Consider the following 16,219-nt stretch of genomic DNA (forward strand, 5'->3'; position numbering starts at 1 on the left):
GGAGGGTGATGCCCCATGTCTGCGATCCAGCTCGCCGCACTCGCCCGGACCTCCGAGCCGCAGTCCATGCTGCGCCGCTTCCTGGCCCTGGACGCCGCGGTGACCGGCGCCAACGCCCTCGCCTACCTCGTGTTCCCCGGCCCCCTCGGACGCTTCCTCGGGGTCGGCTCCACGCTGCTGCTCGCCCTGGGCGCGTTCCTCGCCGCTTACGCGGCGGGTGTCGGTCTGCTGGCCTCCCGCCGGCACCCACCGGCGCTCGGCGTGCGGGCCGTCGTCGAGGCCAACCTCGCCTGGACGGTCGTGAGCCTGGTGGCCCTGGCGCTGTGGCTCACGCCGAGCACGGCGGGCGCCGTGTGGACGGTGCTCCAGGCGCTGACCGTGGCCGGGTTCGCCGTCCTCCAGCACACGGCACTGAAGGTACGTCAGGACAGCAGCGACTGAAGGTACTTGGCCGTCGCCGGGTCGGCCGGGAGGAGCGTCTCGATGGCCAGCTCGGCGACGGTCACGTCCATCGGGGTGTTGAACGTGGAGATCGAGGAGATGAACGACAGCGTCCGCCCCTCGTGCTCGATCCGCAGCGGCAGCGCGAAGTACGGCACCGGCTCCGAGGGCTCCTGAGACCCGGCCCACGGATCCTCCTCGGGCACCGGATACGCCGCCACCTCCTCGTACAGCTCCCGCAGCGGCTCGGAGCGGTGCAGGGCGATCTGCCGCTCCATCTGCTCCAGCAGGTGACCGCGCCAGGCGCGCAGATTGCGGATGCGGGGCGCCAGGCCCCGCGGGTGCAGGGCGAGCCGCATCGCGTTCAGCGGCGGCTCCAGCAGGGACGGGCAGACGCCGTCGACCAGCGTCATGATCCCCCGGTTGGCCGCCACCACGTCGTACAGCGCGTCCACCACCAGCGCCGGATACGGCTCGTAGCCCCCGATCAGCCGTTCGATGCCCTCGCGCAGCGCGCCCAGCGCCGGGTCGTCCAGCGGCGTCTCCGGGTAGCGCGGGGCGTAACCGGCCGCCAGCAGCAGGGCATTGCGCTCCCGCACGGGGACATCCAGATGCTCGGCCAGCCGCAGCACCATCTCCTCGCTCGGCCGGGACCGGCCCGTCTCGACGAAGCTGATGTGCCGGGCCGAGGAGTCCGCGCGCAGGGCCAGCTCCAGCTGGCTCACCCGGCGCTGCTCCCGCCAGGCCCGCAGCAGCGGACCCACGCCCTGGCCGGCCGTGGAGGGGTGAGTGGTCATGTCGGGACCGTAGTCGAGAACCGGTCGTGCCGGACAGGCACACGCCTCTGACCAGGGTCTCGGGCGCCCCGCTGTGGCAGGCTGAGAGGACACCGAGGACCCCGGCGCAAGGGAAGGAGCGCAGCCCATGCCCGTCGAACCGCTGTCGCAGAAGGAGGTCGAGGACCGGCTGGCCGAGCTGCCGGGCTGGTCGCTCGACGGAGACCGCCTCACCCGCTCCTACCGGCTCGGCTCGCACTTCGCGGCGACGGCGATGGTCGTGCACATCGCCCAGGTCCAGGAGGAGCTCGGCCACCACTCCGACCTCACACTCGGCTACAACACCGTCTCCCTGGCCGTCCACACCCACAGCGCGGGCGGCGCCGTCACCGAGAAGGACATCGAGCTCGCCCGCAGGGTGGAGGACCTGGCCCCCGGGCACGGGGCACACTGACCGGGTGCTCGACTACGACAAGGAAGCGGCGCGGTACGACGCCTCGCGCGGCGGCGAGCCCAGGGCTGCCGCCGCCGCGGAAGCGGTGCTGAGCCTCGTACCGCCGGACACGCGCAGCCTGCTCGACCTCGGCTGCGGCACCGGCATAGTGACCCGGCGGCTCGCAGCCGCCCGCGAGGGCATGCGGGTGACCGGCGTGGACCTCGCCCTCGCCATGGCCCGGCAGGCCGCCGCCCGGCTGCCCGGCGCGGTCGTGCTCGCCGACAGCAGGCGCCTGCCCTTCCGGGACGGGGAGTTCGACGCCGTCAGCAGCGTGTGGCTGCTGCACCTGGCCGCGGGGCCCGCCGATGTGCGGACCATCGTCGGCGAGTGCGCCCGGGTGCTGCGGCCCGGCGGGGTCTACGTCACCACGGTCGACAAGGCCGCCTCCCACAACGTGGGCAGTGACATCGATGTCGTCCTGTCCTCCCGTCCGCCGAGCCCGATCCGGGACGGAGCGGCGGACGTCGTGGCCGGCGCCGCCGGACACGGCCTGGTCCCGGCCGGGCAGACCTGTTTCCGGGGGCACGGGCAGGGCCGCAGCCCCCGGCGGACGGTGGCCGACCTCAGGCGCGGCTGGTTCGTCACGCTGCCGCCCGGCGACCCGCTCGCCGACGGCTTCGCCACCCGGCTGGCGGAACTCCCCGACCAGGACCGGCCGCGCCCCGACCCGGTCTTCACGCTCCGCGCCTTCAGGAAGCCGGCGGACCCTCCGGCCGGGTGAAGTCCATGATCCAGTTGGTCAGCCAGGTCCGGCCGTCGTCCAGGGAGAAGGCCTGCTCCCAGCGGGCGGCGGTGTCCCGCACCCCCGACCACACGAACCGCACCAGCGCGTCCTTGCCGATGGGGGTCCCCCCGCTCGAGCGAAGCCGAGAGTGGGGGAGGGTGTCGCTGCCGGTGAACTCGCCGCGGTCGCCCTCGAACCGACCGAAGACGGGCGGGAACAGGGTGCCGGTGCGGCTGGAGGCCCAGTTCAGCGACCACAGCTTCGTGGCCGGGTCGAACAGCCGCAGGGTGGCGCCCTTGGAGCCCAGGTGCGGCATGTCGATCTCGTCGAGGTTGGCGGTCCCGTCGAACAGCGGCCGGCAGTCGCTGGTGCCCGTGAACTCCTCCCAGGCGCTGTCCGGGTCGAGGAAGTCGGTCAGTTTGCGGTGCCGGACCTGCCAGGCGCCGTGGAAGAAGTCGAAGTCGTGCGGGCTGCTCATGAGCGGTCTCCAGTGGTTCCGTCGGGCAGGGAGTCGGCCAGGTAGGCGTCGAGGTCGGGGGTGTCGGGGGCGAGCATGTGGCGCACCCAGGCGTCGCGTTCGTGCAGGATCGGGGGCAGTTCCCAGACGCAGCCGATCCACGGCTTGCCGGGCGCGACGAAGTGGGTGGGGTCGTGGTCCGGGCAGCCGAGGACGGGCTGGCCCGCCGCCGCGCCCCCGAAGTGCAGGACGTTGTCCCACACCCAGCTGTAGGCGTTGAGATAGGCGCCGTCGTCACCGCCCCGGTGCAGGACGACGAACGTCGCCGGGGGAGTGCCGTCCGGCTTCGGCAGCAGCGTGGGCAGGAAGCGGTAGGCGCTCTCCTCGACCTCGGGTGCGATGCCCGCCGGGTCGGCGGTCACGTGGTAGCGCTTGACCCACCGTCCCGCCACCTCGACGGGCGGCGGCACGGTCAGGTGTTTCTCCGTGAAGGGCATGGCGGGACGCTAAGGCCGCTTCACTGCCATCCTGTGTCAGTGAAGTCCAGCCGACTCGTCTCGATCCTGCTGTTGCTCCAGACCCGCGGCCGGATGACCGCCGCCCAGCTCGCCGACGAGCTGGAGGTGTCGGTGCGGACGGTGTACCGGGACGTGGAGGCCCTGGGCGCCGCCGGGATCCCGCTGTACGGCGACGCGGGCCACGCCGGCGGCTACCGCCTCCTCGACGGCTACCGCACCCGCCTGACCGGCCTCACCACCGGCGAGGCGGAGGCGCTCTTCCTCGCGGGCGCCCCCGCCGCTGCCGCCCAGCTCGGCCTCGGCTCGGTCCTGGCCGCCGCCCAGCTCAAGGTGCGTGCCGCCCTGCCGCCGGAGCTGCGCACCCACGCCGACCGGATCAGCGGCCGCTTCCACCTGGACGCCCCCGGCTGGTACACGGACGCCGACGACACCCCGTACCTCCCGGCCGTCGCCGACGCCGTCTGGAGCGGACGGGTGCTGCACGTCCGCTACCGCCGCTGGCGCGAGCCCACCGATGTGGAGCGCCGCCTGGAGCCGTACGGGCTGGTGCTGAAGGCGGGCCGCTGGTATGTCGTCGCCGGGCCCGGACCGCGGACCTTCCGCGTCGACCAGATCCTCGAACTCGCCACCGGCGACGAGGAGTTCACGCGCCCCGGCGACTTCGACCTGGCCGCGTACTGGGCGGCGTACCAGCGTGACTTCCACGACCGGCTGCACCGCGGCGAGGCGGTGGTGCGACTGGCCCCGGGGACGACGCTCACCGGCCCGGCGGGGGAGGCGGTCCGGCGGGAGGGACGTACGGACGAGGACGGCTGGACGCGTGCCACGGTCCCCATCGAGTCCGTCGAGCACGCCCACGCCGAGTTCCTGCGCCTCGGCACGGGCATCGAGGTGCTGGCCCCGGACGAGCTGCGGTCGCGCATCGCCCGTACGGTCGCCGAACTGGCCGAGCGGTACGGCAACTCCCGTGCACCCGGCGGCGACTGAGAGGCGGAACCCGCCCGTCCTCCCAGGAGGTCCGTCACGTGAAGCACCCCCACAGACACCGCAGACGCCGTGTGCTCCTCCCGGTGGCCGTGGCCACGGCGGCGCTCGCCGGCGCCGGCCTGACCACGTTCGCCACCGGCGACACCTCCCCCACGCTCGAACTGACTCGCGCGGGAGGGGCCCCCATGGCCGCCACCGCCCGGCAGGTCGAGAAGCTCGACCGGGGCGTGGTCAGCGTCCACACCGGCAGCGGCAACCTGGTCAGCTGGCGCTGGCTCGGCACCGACCCGGACAACGTCTCCTTCAACGTCTACCGGGCCGGTACGAAGGTCAACTCCACGCCGGTCACCGGCTCCACGAACTACTTCCACTCCGGCGCACCCGCCCAGGCCGACTACACCGTCCGCGCGGTCGTGAACGGCACGGAGCAGGGCGACTCGGTGCACGCGGTCCAGTTCCGCACCGGCTACAAGGACATCCCGATCTCGCCGCCCGCCGGCGGTACGACCCCCGACGGGGTGGCGTACACCTACGACGCCAACGACGCCTCCCTCGGCGACCTCGACGGCGACGGTGCCCTGGACCTCGTCCTGAAGTGGCAGCCCACCAACGCCAAGGACAACTCCCAGTCCGGCTACACGGGCAACACCGTCGTCGACGGCATCAAGCTCGACGGCACCCGGCTGTGGCGTGTCGACCTGGGCCGCAACATCCGCTCCGGCGCGCACTACACGCAGTTCCAGGTGTACGACTACGACGGCGACGGCAAGGCCGAGGTCGCCATGAAGACCGCCGACGGTACGCGGGACGGCACGGGCACGGTGATCGGCAGCTCGTCGGCGGACCACCGCAACTCCAGCGGCTATGTGCTGGCCGGGCCCGAGTTCCTGACCATGTTCAACGGCCAGACGGGCAAGGCGATGCAGAGCGTCGACTACGTCCCGGCCCGCGGCACCGTCTCCTCCTGGGGCGACTCCTACGGCAACCGCGTCGACCGCTTCCTCGCGGGCACGGCGTACCTGGACGGATCCCGCCCCTCCCTGATCATGGCGCGCGGCTACTACACCCGCACGGTGATCGCCGCCTGGGACTGGCGGAACGGCTCCTTCACCCGCCGCTGGACCTTCGACACCAGCTCCTCCACCAACAGCGGGAAGGGCTACGACGGCCAGGGCAACCACAGCCTGTCCGTCGCGGACGTCGACGCGGACGGCAAGGACGAGATCGTCTACGGCGCGATGACCGTGGACGACAACGGCAACGGACTCTGGACCACGAAGACGGGCCATGGCGACGCCGGCCATGTCGGCGACCTGAACCCCTCCCGCGCGGGCCTGGAGTACTTCAAGGTCTCGGAGAGCACCAGCCAGCCCGGCTCCTGGATGGCCGACGCCCGCACCGGCGCGATCCTCTGGAAGACCGCCTCCGGCGCCGACAACGGCCGGGGAGTCGCCGCCGACATCTACGCGGGCAGCGCGGGCGCCGAGGCCTGGTCCGCCTCCGACACCACCCTGCGCTCGGCGACCGGCGCCTCCCTCGGCCGGGAGCCGTCGAGCACGAACTTCCTGTCCTGGTGGGACGGCGACCCCGTGCGCGAACTCCTCGACGGCACCCGCATCGACAAGTACGGCACGTCGGGCGACACCCGCCTGCTGACCGGATCCGGCGTCTCCTCCAACAACGGCACGAAGTCCACTCCCGTCCTGTCCGGCGACCTCCTCGGCGACTGGCGCGAGGAAGTGGTCTGGCGCACCAGCGACAACACGGCCCTGCGGGTCTACTCCACCCCGCACGAGACGAACACGAGGATCACGACCCTGCTCCACGACACGCAATACCGCACGGCCCTGGCCTGGCAGAACACGGCCTACAACCAGCCGCCGCACCCGAGCTTCTTCCTCGGCAACGCCATGCCGACGGCTCCGCGGCCGACGGTCTACACCCCGTGAGACCCCGGTGGGTGCGTGCCACAGGGGAGCACGCACCCACCGGTCACGACAGCAGGGCCGTCAGGCGACCGTGCAGGTCTGGTCACCCAGCTTGAACACGGTCGGTTTCGTGTTCGCCCCGGACCAGTTCGCCGTGAAGCCGAAGCTCACCGACGAACCCGCCGCCACGTTCGCGTTCCAGCCGACGTTCCTCGCCGTCACCGTCGAACCCGACTGCGCGGCCTCGGCGTTCCAGGCCTGGGTCAGCTTCTGCCCGTCGGCGAAGGGCCAGCTCAGCGACCAGCCGTTCCATGTGCCGGTACCGGTGTTGGCGAGCTGGACGTCCGCCTGGAAGCCGCCCGACCACTGGTTGGTGACCTTGTACGTCACCTTGCAGGCGCCCGTCGGGGTGGGGTCGGGGCCAGGACCCGGGTCCGTGCTGCCGCCGTCGGAACTGTCGCCGTAGACGACGCCACGGCCGTTCGTCGAGACGTACACACGGCCGTAGACCCGCGGGTCGCCGGTGATGGCCGCACCCGTCCAGCCCCACTGGTGGGCGTCGTCGTTGATGCGTGTCCAGCTCACGCCCTTGTCCGTGGAGCGGAAGACGCCCCGCACGCCGCCGATCTTCGCGCTCGTGTACAGCGTCTGGTAGGAGGCACCGGGCGCCGCCTTGCCGAAGCCGATCGTGTCGGCCTGCCCGACGTTCGAGAGCTTCGTGAAGCTCGCCCCGCCGTCCGTGGAGTGCCACAGGCCGTACGCCCCGTCGCTCGCGCCGCCCGCCAGCCACACATCGCCCTTGCCGCCGGGCAGGGCCTTGAAGCGGACGCTGTCGCCGCTCGGCAGTCCGCCGGCCGGGGACTCCTTGAACGTCGCCCCGCCGTCCGTACTGACGTAGAACTTCCCCGACTTGAAGCCGTAGAAGGTCTTCGGGTCGACCCGGTCCGACTCGACGAGCGCCCCGGCCGGGATCCCGCCGGAGGCCTGCCAGGAGGTGCCGAAGCCCGTCGCGTAGTGCACGCCGGCGCCCTGCGGACTCCATACGAACCGGCTGCCGTCGGCCGCCGCCGCGACCGTGCCGCCGCCGCTCACTCCCGAAGGGTCGGTGCCCGCGAACCAGTTGGCTCCGTTGTCCGTCGAGAACGCGATGTGCGGGCCCGAGTCGAGGTTGCCGGCCCGGACGACCGTGTTCGGGTTCGACTCGGCGAAGTCCAGGCTCGTGGTCGTCGTGAAGTTCGGCTGCGTGAACATCATCGACGGCACCTTGGTCAGGTCCGTGTGACGGAAGCCGCCGACATCGCCGAGCGCGCTGAGCAGCGGGGCACCGGACGGGGGAGAGGCCAGGTCGTTGACCGCCGTCTCCTCCAGCCCCCGCACCATCGGCTTGACGGTGAACTTCCCGCCGCTGTCCCAGTTCGTGAGGTTCTCGGTGCCGTAGATGGTCGCGCCCGTCCCGTACATCAGGCGAGCGGAGTCGAACGGGTCGATCTCCATCGCCTCCGTCATCCAGCCCAGCTTCGGGGTCTGTTCGGGAGGCGCCGGGTTCGCGCCCCACGTCAGCCACGGCGAGGACGAGACGTCCATGGTGTAGCGGTTCTCACGGTTGGGGTACGACGTGTAGTCCCACGCCTTGGTCCAGGTCGCCCCGCTGTCCGTGGAACGGAAGATCTGCGTGTCCGGCCACCAGGCGCTGTACGCCGTGGCCATGACCGTGCCCGGCTTCTGCCGGTCCACCGTCAGCCCGCTGAAGCCGTAGAACGTGTCGGCCTCCGCCACCGGGCTGATGTTCGTCCAGGTCCCGGTCCCGGTCGCGTACCGCCACAGCCGGCCCTTGCCGCCGTCGTACGGGCCGCCCTTGTCGCTGTAGGAGACATACAGGTAGCCGTTCTTCGCGTCCAGGACGCCCTTGTGCGCCAGCTGGCCCGTCGGCTGTCCGGCCAGCCGCTGCCAGGTCGCGCCCGCGTCCGTCGAGCGGTACACCGCGTTCTCCGCGTCGGCGACCCCGACGTAGAGCGTCTTCGTGGCGCTGCCCGAGGTGCCCGTGGACTCGTCGAAGGTGACCCAGACGATGCCCTGGTTGTCGGACGCGTAGCCGGACGTGTCGCTCGGGTCCTGCACGTAGTTCCCGACGTTCGGGAAGTTCGCCACCTGCGACCACGTCGCGCCCGAGTCCGTCGACCGCCACAGTCCCTTGCCGCTGGGCGCGCCCAGATACAGCACGCTGTTGCGGTTCGGGTCGATCGCCAGCCGCTCGCCCATGCCACGCCCCGGCATGTTCCCGCCCAGCTTGAACGGCAGATTCGCCTTCTGCCAGCTCGCGCCCCGGTCGGATGACCGCATGACCGCGCCGTTCTTCGGGTCCCAGCTGTTGGTGTACGTCCCGACCGCCGCGTACACCCGGTTCGGATCGACGGAGTCGGACGCGATGCTGACGACACCCGTGTGCCCCCAGTCGTCCCACCCGACCGAGTCCAGCAACGGCGTCCAGGTCTTCGACGACTCCTGCCAGCGGTACGCGCCGCCGATGTCGGTACGGGCGTAGGCGAGGTTCTTCTCGGAGCGGTTGAAGACGATCCCGGGGACGAATCCGCCCCCGTCGATCCGGGCGTTCTTCCAGGTGTAGGTATCGGCGGCGAGCTTCGTCGAGGGCGGATCAGCGGCCAGGGCGGAGGGGGCGCCCGACAGCAGCCCGGCGGCCAACGCGAGCACGGCGGTGAGGATGCGGGTTCTTCGCACGGTGGGGGTCCTTCCGTGAGGGGGACGTGCGAGGGCCGGGCGGCTCCCGTGCGGGTGGAGCCGCCCGGCCGAGGTGGCCCCGCGTCAGGTGCAGGGCCACGTACGCAGAGCTTCGGACGCACCTGCTTCTCGGCGGAGCGCCCGGCGGGGGCTATTCGAGAAGCTCCGCGTACGAGCCCATGGCAAGCGCGATATCCGCCTGAGCCCAGAACCGGTGATACGTGAACGACGGAACCGCACCGCCCGCCAGATAGCTCTCGATCTTCGACCAGGCCGGGTCGTCCTCGTAGAAGGACCGGATCGAGTCGAACGTCGACGACGAGTTGATCGCGTCACCGTTCGGCATCGTGCCCGTCCAGCCACTGGGGATGTACACCGGATCGTCGAACCGGTTGTAGTCGGCCCGGTTCTCCGGGACGGCGATCCCGAGCGCGTCCTGGTGGTTGTCCCACATCCCGTCCAGCAGCTTCTTCGCCGCCGCGCCGGCCTCCGTGTCTCCCGAGCGGTCGGCGTAGTACGTCAGGGTCTTGGCGTACGAGGCGGCCACACCGACATCGTTCGTGTAGTCGGCGACGGTGACCCGCAGTCCGCTGTTGGAACCCGGGCTGGAGGCGTTCCACGTGTCGGGCTGGCCCGACCACTGCAGCGTCGACGGAATCCGGAACGTGCCGTCCGGGTTGAACGTGGTCTTGGACAGCGCCCAGTCGACCCACTTGTCGAGGACCGTCTTGGCCTGCGCGTTCCCCGTCTGCTGGTACAGCTCGGCGACCCGCTCCATGGACCACGCCTGGAAGCCGAACCACTGGTTGGACGGCGGGTCGTGGTACACGGGCTTCTCGTCGTAGTACATGCCGTAGAACGTCGACTTCCCGGCGGGCGGGGTCGCGTACCGGCCCGCCCAGCTGTTGGTCGCGCCGCCGGCGATGGCACCCTCGCTCGACTGCAGCCAGCGGTAGAACTCCAGCTGCCGCTCCATGGACTTGGACCAGTCGGCCGCGCCCGTCGCCGACTTGGGCTTCAGCGGGGCGTAGTTGCCGAGCGCGTAGGCCGCGAGGGGGTTCTGGTAGCCGCCGTGGGCGTGGCTGGAGCCGATGCGCCAGGCCCAGCCGGCCGAGGTGTCGGTGGCGCCGCCCCAGGCGTAGTACCAGGACATCAGGTAGTGCGAGGCGTCCTTGCCGGTGCCCGCCGGGCAGGCGGAGGGTCCGACACAGTTGCCGATCTTCTTGAAGTACTTGTCGAACATGGAGTAGCGCAGGTAGTCGCCCATCTTGGCGGCCTTGCCGACCGTCGCGGAGACGTCCCCGCCCTTGCCCTGCTCCTTCGCCCACAGATCCGCCCAGTAGGCGGCCTGCACGGCCCGGGCGTCGGCGTCCGGCGCGTTGGTGAACTTCCACTGCTTGGCGTAGGAGGCGTCACCGGTGAACAGGTCCAGATAGCCGTTCTTGCCGCCGTACTTGAAGGCGTCACAGGTCGGCTGCGGCACCGTCTCCCACACCGACTCCTGCGAGCCGCGCTGGAAGGTGTTGATGTACGACGGGCCGGTGTCCGAGGGGCCCGCCTCGCACTTGCCGGGCGAGTTGCCGTAGCCGTAGACGTTGTCGACGTCCTGCAGCCAGTGCATGCCGTAGACGTCGTCCGTGCCGTACGCGCTCTTCAGCTCGGCCGCGATCGGGTCCCGGCCGACCGAGGCGCCGGTGTCGAGCTTGGCCGGGTACTCGTTCGGGGTGTCCAGCTCGGGCGCGTAGGTCGCCGGCTTGGACGCGTTGTAGAAGGAGTTGGTCGGCTGGTCGGCGCGGGTGGGGATCATGTACTTCTCCATGAGGTCCCACGCGCCGTTGAACTTGGCCCAGTCGCCGGTCACCTTGCCGTACATGGCCTGGAGCCACAGGAGGTAGCTGTACGCCTCCGAGGTGGTCTCGTGGCCGTGGTCCGGCGCCTCGACGATCAGCGTCTCGACCGAGTGGTAGGGGATGCCCTCGGGGGAGAAGTAGCCGTTCGCCGGGTTGGTGATCTTCCCGTAGAGCTCCAGGAAGCGGGCGTCGTAGACCTTCGCAGCCGCCAGCTGGGTCACGGTGACCGAGGCCTTGGCATGGCCCGTCGCCGTCGACTCGAAGACGGCCGAACCGGTGCCGGAGTTGGCGGCGGTGACGGTCACCTTCTGTGCCGTGTTCCAGTTCTGCGGGGTGAAGGTGAGCGAGGCGCCGCCCGTGACCGACAGGCCCGAGTTGCCGCTCGCGCGAGCCGACGCCACCGTCACGTTGGACGCCGGCTGCTTGGACAGCTTCACCTCGTAGGTGCCCGACTTGCCCGACTGGACGCCCAGTTGCAGCGGCGAGGCGACGACGGTCGGACCGGAGGAGACCGTGATGCCGACCGGGGTGGAGTTCGCGGAGGCGCCCGTGCTGTCGTACGCCTTCGCCACCAGGGAATGACTGCCCACGGTCAAGTCGGAGACCGAAAGAGCGTAGGGCGCGCTCGTGTCGGTTCCCAGCAGCCTGGTGTCGTCGTAGAACTCCACCTTGCTGATCGTGGCGTTGTCCGCGGCGGCCGCCGTGGCCGCCAGCGGGACCGCCTGGCCCTGGGTGTAGACGGCGCCGGCGGACGGGCTGGTCAGCACGGCGATCGGCGGCTGGTGCGCGCCGGTGCAGGCGGTGCCGTTGACCGAGAAGGACGTCGGAGCGGCGTTGGAGCCGCTGTAGGTGAACTGGGCGCCGGTCGAGACGGCGGCGCCCGCGGCGACCCGCGCGTTGTGGGGGGCGTTCTTGACGGTGACGTTCTGGCCGGACTGCGACCAGGTGCCGTTCCAGCCGTTCCCCAGCTTCTGGTTGCCGGAGTAGGCGTAGGTCAGCGTCCAGCCGTCGATGGCGTCCGTGCCGCGGTTGGTGAGGGTCAGATCCGCGGTGAAGCCGGAGCCCCAGTCGTTCGTCTTGTAATCGACACTGCACTGAAGTGCGGCCGCCTGCGCGGGAGTCGACCCTGAGGAGAGCATCGTCAACGGAAGCGCGAGAGCTGCGACGGCGGCGATCCACACGCGCCGCACCGCTCCGCGTCTCCGGGGTGGGGGATGCATGGTGCTGGTTCCTCCTTGCGGCTCGGAGAAGTCAAGGCTTGAACCAGTGGGAGCGCTCCCATAGTGAGGACGGGTGTGGTATCGGTCAAGGGGTTGAAGAGTCGAAAAGATTCGACGCCCCGGGTTGAGCGAAAGTCAGCGACTCCCCTGTTCTTTGCAGACACTTGGCGCTACCTTCCTTGACACCAGTGGGAGCGATTCCATCAGTCGACGCGTCCGTCACGGCGTGCCCGGCCTGCAAGGAGTCGCTCATGCGACACCCCTCGCGTTCAGTACTTTGAGCCGCCCCCAGCGCGGTGGTCCCCGTCTGCGCGAGTGCCATGCCGGGTTCCTCAGTTCCTCATGTCCTTGTCGGAGCGCGCCCTGAACAGCTGACACCCTCACCAGCGAAAGGGAAACCCGCACTCATGAGCCGTACGAGAACAGCGTTACTGGCCGCCATGGCCCTGGTCGCCGGAGCGACCGGCACGGCGTTCGCCGTCGACCCGGGCGGCGCCGACATCGCCGCCGTCCCCTGCACCGTCGACTACAAGATCCAGAACCAGTGGAGCACCGGCTTCACCGCCGCCGTGACCATCACCAACAACAGCGCCGCCAAGTCGTCGTGGTCGCTGAAGTGGTCCTACGCCGGCAACCAGAAGGTCACCAGCGGCTGGAACGCCAAGCTGAGCCAGAGCGGTGCCGCCGTCACCGCGGCCAACGAGAGCTACAACGCCCAGCTCGGGACCGGCGCTTCGGTCAGCTTCGGCTTCCAGGGCAGCTACAGCGGCAGCAACGCGATCCCGGGCACGTTCACTCTCGACGGCGTCACCTGCAACGTCGACGACGGCGGCACCCCGGGGCCGACCGACCCGCCGGGCCCGGGCGGCCCGTCCAACCGGGTCGACAACCCCTATGCCGGCGCCAAGGTGTACGTGAACCCGGAGTGGTCGGCCAAGGCCGCCGCCGAGCCGGGCGGCAGCCGTGTCTCCAGCCAGCCGACGGGTGTCTGGCTGGACCGGATCGCGGCGATCAACGGCGCCAACGGCGGTATGGGCCTGCGCGCCCACCTCGACGAGGCGCTGCGCCAGAAGGGCTCCGGCGAACTCGTCGTCCAGCTCGTCATCTACAACCTGCCCGGCCGTGACTGCGCCGCCCTCGCCTCCAACGGCGAGCTCGGCCCGACGGAGATCGACAAGTACAAGACGCAGTACATCGACCCGATCAAGACGATCCTCGCCGACTCGAAGTACGCCTCGCTGCGGATCGTCACCACGGTCGAGATCGACTCGCTGCCGAACCTCGTCACCAACACCGGCAGCCGCCCGACGGCCACCCCGCAGTGCGACGTGATGAAGGCCAACGGCAACTACGTCAAGGGCGTCGGCTACGCGCTGAACAAGCTCGGCGACGTGGCGAACGTCTACAACTACGTCGACGCCGGGCATCACGGCTGGATCGGCTGGGACGACAACTTCGGTGCCTCCGCGACCCTGTTCAAGGAGGCGGCGACCGCCGAGGGCGCCACGGTCAACGACGTCCACGGCTTCATCACCAACACGGCCAACTACAGCGCCCTGAAGGAGAACAACTTCACCATCAACGACAACGTGGCCGGCAAGTCCGTCCGCGAGTCGAAGTGGGTCGACTGGAACCGCTACACGGACGAGCAGTCCTTCGCCCAGGGCTTCCGCAACCAACTGGTCTCGGCGGGCTTCCCGTCCTCCATCGGCATGCTGATCGACACCTCCCGCAACGGCTGGGGCGGCTCGGCCCGGCCCAGCGGACCCGGTGCGCAGACCTCCGTCGACACCTACGTCAACGGCGGCCGCTACGACCGCCGCATCCACGTCGGCAACTGGTGCAACCAGTCCGGAGCCGGCCTCGGCGAGCGGCCCCAGGCCAGTCCCGCCGCGGGGATCGACGCCTATGTGTGGATGAAGCCGCCGGGCGAGTCCGACGGGGCGAGCAAGGAGATCGCCAACGACGAGGGCAAGGGCTTCGACCGGATGTGCGACCCGACCTACACGGGCAACCCGCGCAACGGCAACAACCTGTCCGGTTCCCTCGCGGACGCGCCGCTGTCCGGGCACTGGTTCTCCGCCCAGTTCCGGCAGCTGATGCAGAACGCGTACCCGCCGCTGCCCTGACCGGCTGACACCCCGTCCCCACGGGTCCGCCGGGGCTTCGGCCCCGGCGGATCATTTTTGCGGGAGCGGCAACAGCGGTGGCCTTCCCCCGGTGCGTCGGCGCAGTCTGGCGGCATCCGAGGGAGAGGCTGACCACCATGGCGCACGACCACGACCACGACCGTCACGACCACGACCGTCACGACCACGACCGTCACGACCACACGCACCTCGACTGGGCCGCGATGGCTCCGAGGCTGGAGTCCCAGGCGGAGCTGTTCGCTTCCCTGTACGAGCGGGCCATGGGCTGGCTGGCGCACGAGGTGACCGAGCCGGGCCTGATCGTCGACGCGGGCAGCGGCCCGGGCGTGGTGTCGTGTCTGTTCGCCGAGACGTTCCCGGGCGCGCGGATCGTCGCGGTGGACGGCTCCGAGCCGCTGCTGGAGCGGGCGCGGGCACGCGCCGAGCGGCTGGGCGTCGCCGACCGCTTCTCCACGATCGCCGGTGAACTCCCCGGCGTGCTCGACGAGTTGGACTACCCGGCCGACCTGCTCTGGGCGAGCCGCAGCCTGCACCACCTCGGCGACCAGCGGGCCGCGCTCGCCGCGTTCGCGGCCCGGCTGGCGCCCGGCGGCACGCTGGCCCTGATGGAGGGCGGCCTGCCCGCCCGGTATCTGCCGCGCGACCTCGGTATCGGCCGGCCCGGGCTCCAGGCGCGGCTCGACGCGCTGGAGGCGGAGTGGTTCACGCGGATGCGCACGGAGCTGCCGGGCTATGTCGCCGAAACGGAGGACTGGCCGGCCCTGCTGGCGTCGGCGGGGCTGAAGCCCGCCAGGACGCACACCTTCCTGCTGGACCTGCCCGCACCCGCCTCGGACCGGGCCCGTGAGTATGTCGTCGGGTCCCTGTCCCATCTGCGGGAGCGGATTCCCGAGGGCTTCGACGCGGACGACCTCGCCACCCTCGACCGGCTTCTCGACCCCGACGACGAGGCGAGTCTGTACCGGCGGTCGGATGTGTTCGTGCTGGAGGCGCACACGGTGCACACGGCGGTTCGGGCGGTCTGAGCAGGGCCGTACCGCCCCGAGGAACACGACTGCCCGCAGCCGAGTGACCAGCTGCGGGCAATCGTAGGGCCGAGCGGAGGCTCAGGCTCCGTCGAACGTCGCCGGGTCCGGGCCGATGCGGCGGTCCTCGTTGAGGGCGCTGATGGCCGCCAAGTCCTCGGTGTCCAGCTCGAAGTCGAAGACCTCGATGTTCTCCTTGATCCGCGACGGCGTCACGGACTTCGGGATCACCACGTTGCCCAGCTGGATGTGCCAGCGGAGCACGACCTGGGCCGGCGTGCGGTTGTGCTTCTGCGCGATGGCCACGACCGCCGGAACCTCCAGCAGGCCCTTGCCCTGGCCGAGCGGCGACCAGGCCTCCGTGGCGATGCCCTGCGCCGCGTGGTACTCACGGGCGGCGCTCTGCTGCAGGTGGGGGTGCAGCTCGATCTGGTTCACGGCCGGGACGACCGACGTCTCGCCGATCAGCCGCTCCAGGTGCTCGGGCAGGAAGTTGGAGACACCGATGGCCCGGATCCGGCCGTCGGCGTGCAGCTTCTCGAACGCCTTGTACGTGTCGACGTACGTGCCCTTGGCCGGCAGCGGCCAGTGGATCAGGTACAGGTCGACGAAGTCCAGGCCGAGCTTCTCCAGCGACGTGTCGAAGGCGCGCAGCGTGGAGTCGTAGCCCTGGTCGGCGTTCCAGAGCTTGGTGGTGACGAAGAGCTCCTCGCGGGGGAGGCCGGCGGCGGCGATGGCCTTGCCGGTGCCCTCCTCGTTGCCGTAGATCGCCGCTGTGTCGATGCTGCGGTACCCGGCCTCCAGCGCCGTCGCGACGGCCGACTCGGCCTCGTCGTCCGGCACCTGCCAGACGCCGAACCCCAGCTGGGGCATCTCGATGCCGTTGTTCAGGGTGATCTGGGGGACCTTGC

Annotated in this window: 13 protein-coding genes; 7 read left to right on the forward strand and 6 right to left on the reverse strand. The window is 70.7% G+C overall.

Annotated elements, in window-relative coordinates:
* Nucleotides 1-15 precede the first annotated feature (15 nt).
* Nucleotides 16-441 (forward strand): hypothetical protein, encoded by a 426-nt coding sequence (locus ACFT4A_RS04800; protein ID WP_382825994.1) that lies wholly within the window; start codon nt 16-18, stop codon nt 439-441.
* Here the strand turns inward: ACFT4A_RS04800 and ACFT4A_RS04805 are convergent.
* Nucleotides 423-1,238 carry a helix-turn-helix domain-containing protein gene (locus tag ACFT4A_RS04805; RefSeq protein WP_382825996.1) on the reverse strand — a complete coding sequence of 272 codons (816 nt, stop codon included), beginning with the start codon at nt 1,236-1,238 and terminating at the stop codon, nt 423-425. The two genes, ACFT4A_RS04800 and ACFT4A_RS04805, sit on opposite strands and share 19 nt — an antisense overlap.
* A 127-nt stretch (nt 1,239-1,365) precedes the next feature.
* Between ACFT4A_RS04805 and ACFT4A_RS04810 the strand changes: the two genes are divergently transcribed.
* Nucleotides 1,366-1,671 carry a 4a-hydroxytetrahydrobiopterin dehydratase gene (locus ACFT4A_RS04810; RefSeq protein ID WP_382825998.1) on the forward strand — a complete coding sequence of 102 codons (306 nt, stop codon included), beginning with the start codon at nt 1,366-1,368 and terminating at the stop codon, nt 1,669-1,671.
* Nucleotides 1,672-1,675: 4 nt separating this feature from the next.
* Nucleotides 1,676-2,434: a class I SAM-dependent methyltransferase gene (locus ACFT4A_RS04815; protein WP_382825999.1), complete on the forward strand. Its 759-nt coding sequence runs from the start codon at nt 1,676-1,678 to the stop codon at nt 2,432-2,434.
* Here the strand turns inward: ACFT4A_RS04815 and ACFT4A_RS04820 are convergent.
* Complete coding sequence (locus tag ACFT4A_RS04820; protein WP_382826001.1) at nt 2,403-2,915, reverse strand: hypothetical protein; 513 nt, start codon at nt 2,913-2,915, stop codon at nt 2,403-2,405. The two genes, ACFT4A_RS04815 and ACFT4A_RS04820, sit on opposite strands and share 32 nt — an antisense overlap.
* The gene (locus tag ACFT4A_RS04825; RefSeq protein ID WP_382826002.1) at nt 2,912-3,391 is read right to left on the reverse strand and encodes a hypothetical protein; all 480 of its coding nucleotides are present in this window, start codon (nt 3,389-3,391) and stop codon (nt 2,912-2,914) included. Before ACFT4A_RS04825 ends, ACFT4A_RS04820 begins: the two co-directional genes overlap by 4 nt.
* Before the next feature lie 39 nt (nt 3,392-3,430).
* Between ACFT4A_RS04825 and ACFT4A_RS04830 the strand changes: the two genes are divergently transcribed.
* Nucleotides 3,431-4,399, forward strand: coding sequence for a helix-turn-helix transcriptional regulator (locus tag ACFT4A_RS04830; protein WP_382826004.1), 969 nt, complete (start codon nt 3,431-3,433; stop codon nt 4,397-4,399).
* Between the two features lie 38 nt (nt 4,400-4,437).
* Nucleotides 4,438-6,348 (forward strand): rhamnogalacturonan lyase, encoded by a 1,911-nt coding sequence (locus ACFT4A_RS04835; RefSeq protein WP_382826006.1) that lies wholly within the window; start codon nt 4,438-4,440, stop codon nt 6,346-6,348.
* A 60-nt stretch (nt 6,349-6,408) separates the two neighbouring features.
* Here the strand turns inward: ACFT4A_RS04835 and ACFT4A_RS04840 are convergent, their stop codons facing one another.
* Together ACFT4A_RS04840 and ACFT4A_RS04845 are read right to left on the reverse strand one after the other, a co-directional pair.
* The gene (locus ACFT4A_RS04840) at nt 6,409-9,063 is read right to left on the reverse strand and encodes a cellulose binding domain-containing protein (RefSeq protein WP_382826007.1); all 2,655 of its coding nucleotides are present in this window, start codon (nt 9,061-9,063) and stop codon (nt 6,409-6,411) included.
* A gap of 151 nt (nt 9,064-9,214) precedes the next feature.
* Nucleotides 9,215-12,133 (reverse strand): glycoside hydrolase family 48 protein, encoded by a 2,919-nt coding sequence (locus ACFT4A_RS04845; RefSeq protein ID WP_382826008.1) that lies wholly within the window; start codon nt 12,131-12,133, stop codon nt 9,215-9,217.
* 407 nt (nt 12,134-12,540) lie between these two features.
* Here ACFT4A_RS04845 and ACFT4A_RS04850 point away from each other — a divergent pair, with 407 nt between their 5' ends.
* Together ACFT4A_RS04850 and ACFT4A_RS04855 are read left to right on the forward strand one after the other, a co-directional pair.
* A complete protein-coding gene (locus tag ACFT4A_RS04850) occupies nt 12,541-14,262 on the forward strand; it encodes a glycoside hydrolase family 6 protein (RefSeq protein WP_382826010.1) in 1,722 nt (573 codons plus the stop codon).
* Between the two features lie 137 nt (nt 14,263-14,399).
* Entirely contained in the window at nt 14,400-15,308 is a 909-nt protein-coding gene (locus tag ACFT4A_RS04855; protein ID WP_382826011.1) for a class I SAM-dependent methyltransferase, read from the forward strand.
* A gap of 81 nt (nt 15,309-15,389) precedes the next feature.
* On the opposite strand, the gene ACFT4A_RS04860 is transcribed toward ACFT4A_RS04855, so the two are convergent.
* Nucleotides 15,390-16,181 (reverse strand): aldo/keto reductase, encoded by a 792-nt coding sequence (locus ACFT4A_RS04860; RefSeq protein WP_382826605.1) that lies wholly within the window; start codon nt 16,179-16,181, stop codon nt 15,390-15,392.
* Nucleotides 16,182-16,219 lie beyond the last annotated feature (38 nt).

This window comes from Streptomyces sp. NPDC057099 (assembly GCF_042671245.1).
In the GTDB taxonomy this organism is placed as follows: domain Bacteria; phylum Actinomycetota; class Actinomycetes; order Streptomycetales; family Streptomycetaceae; genus Streptomyces; species Streptomyces purpurascens.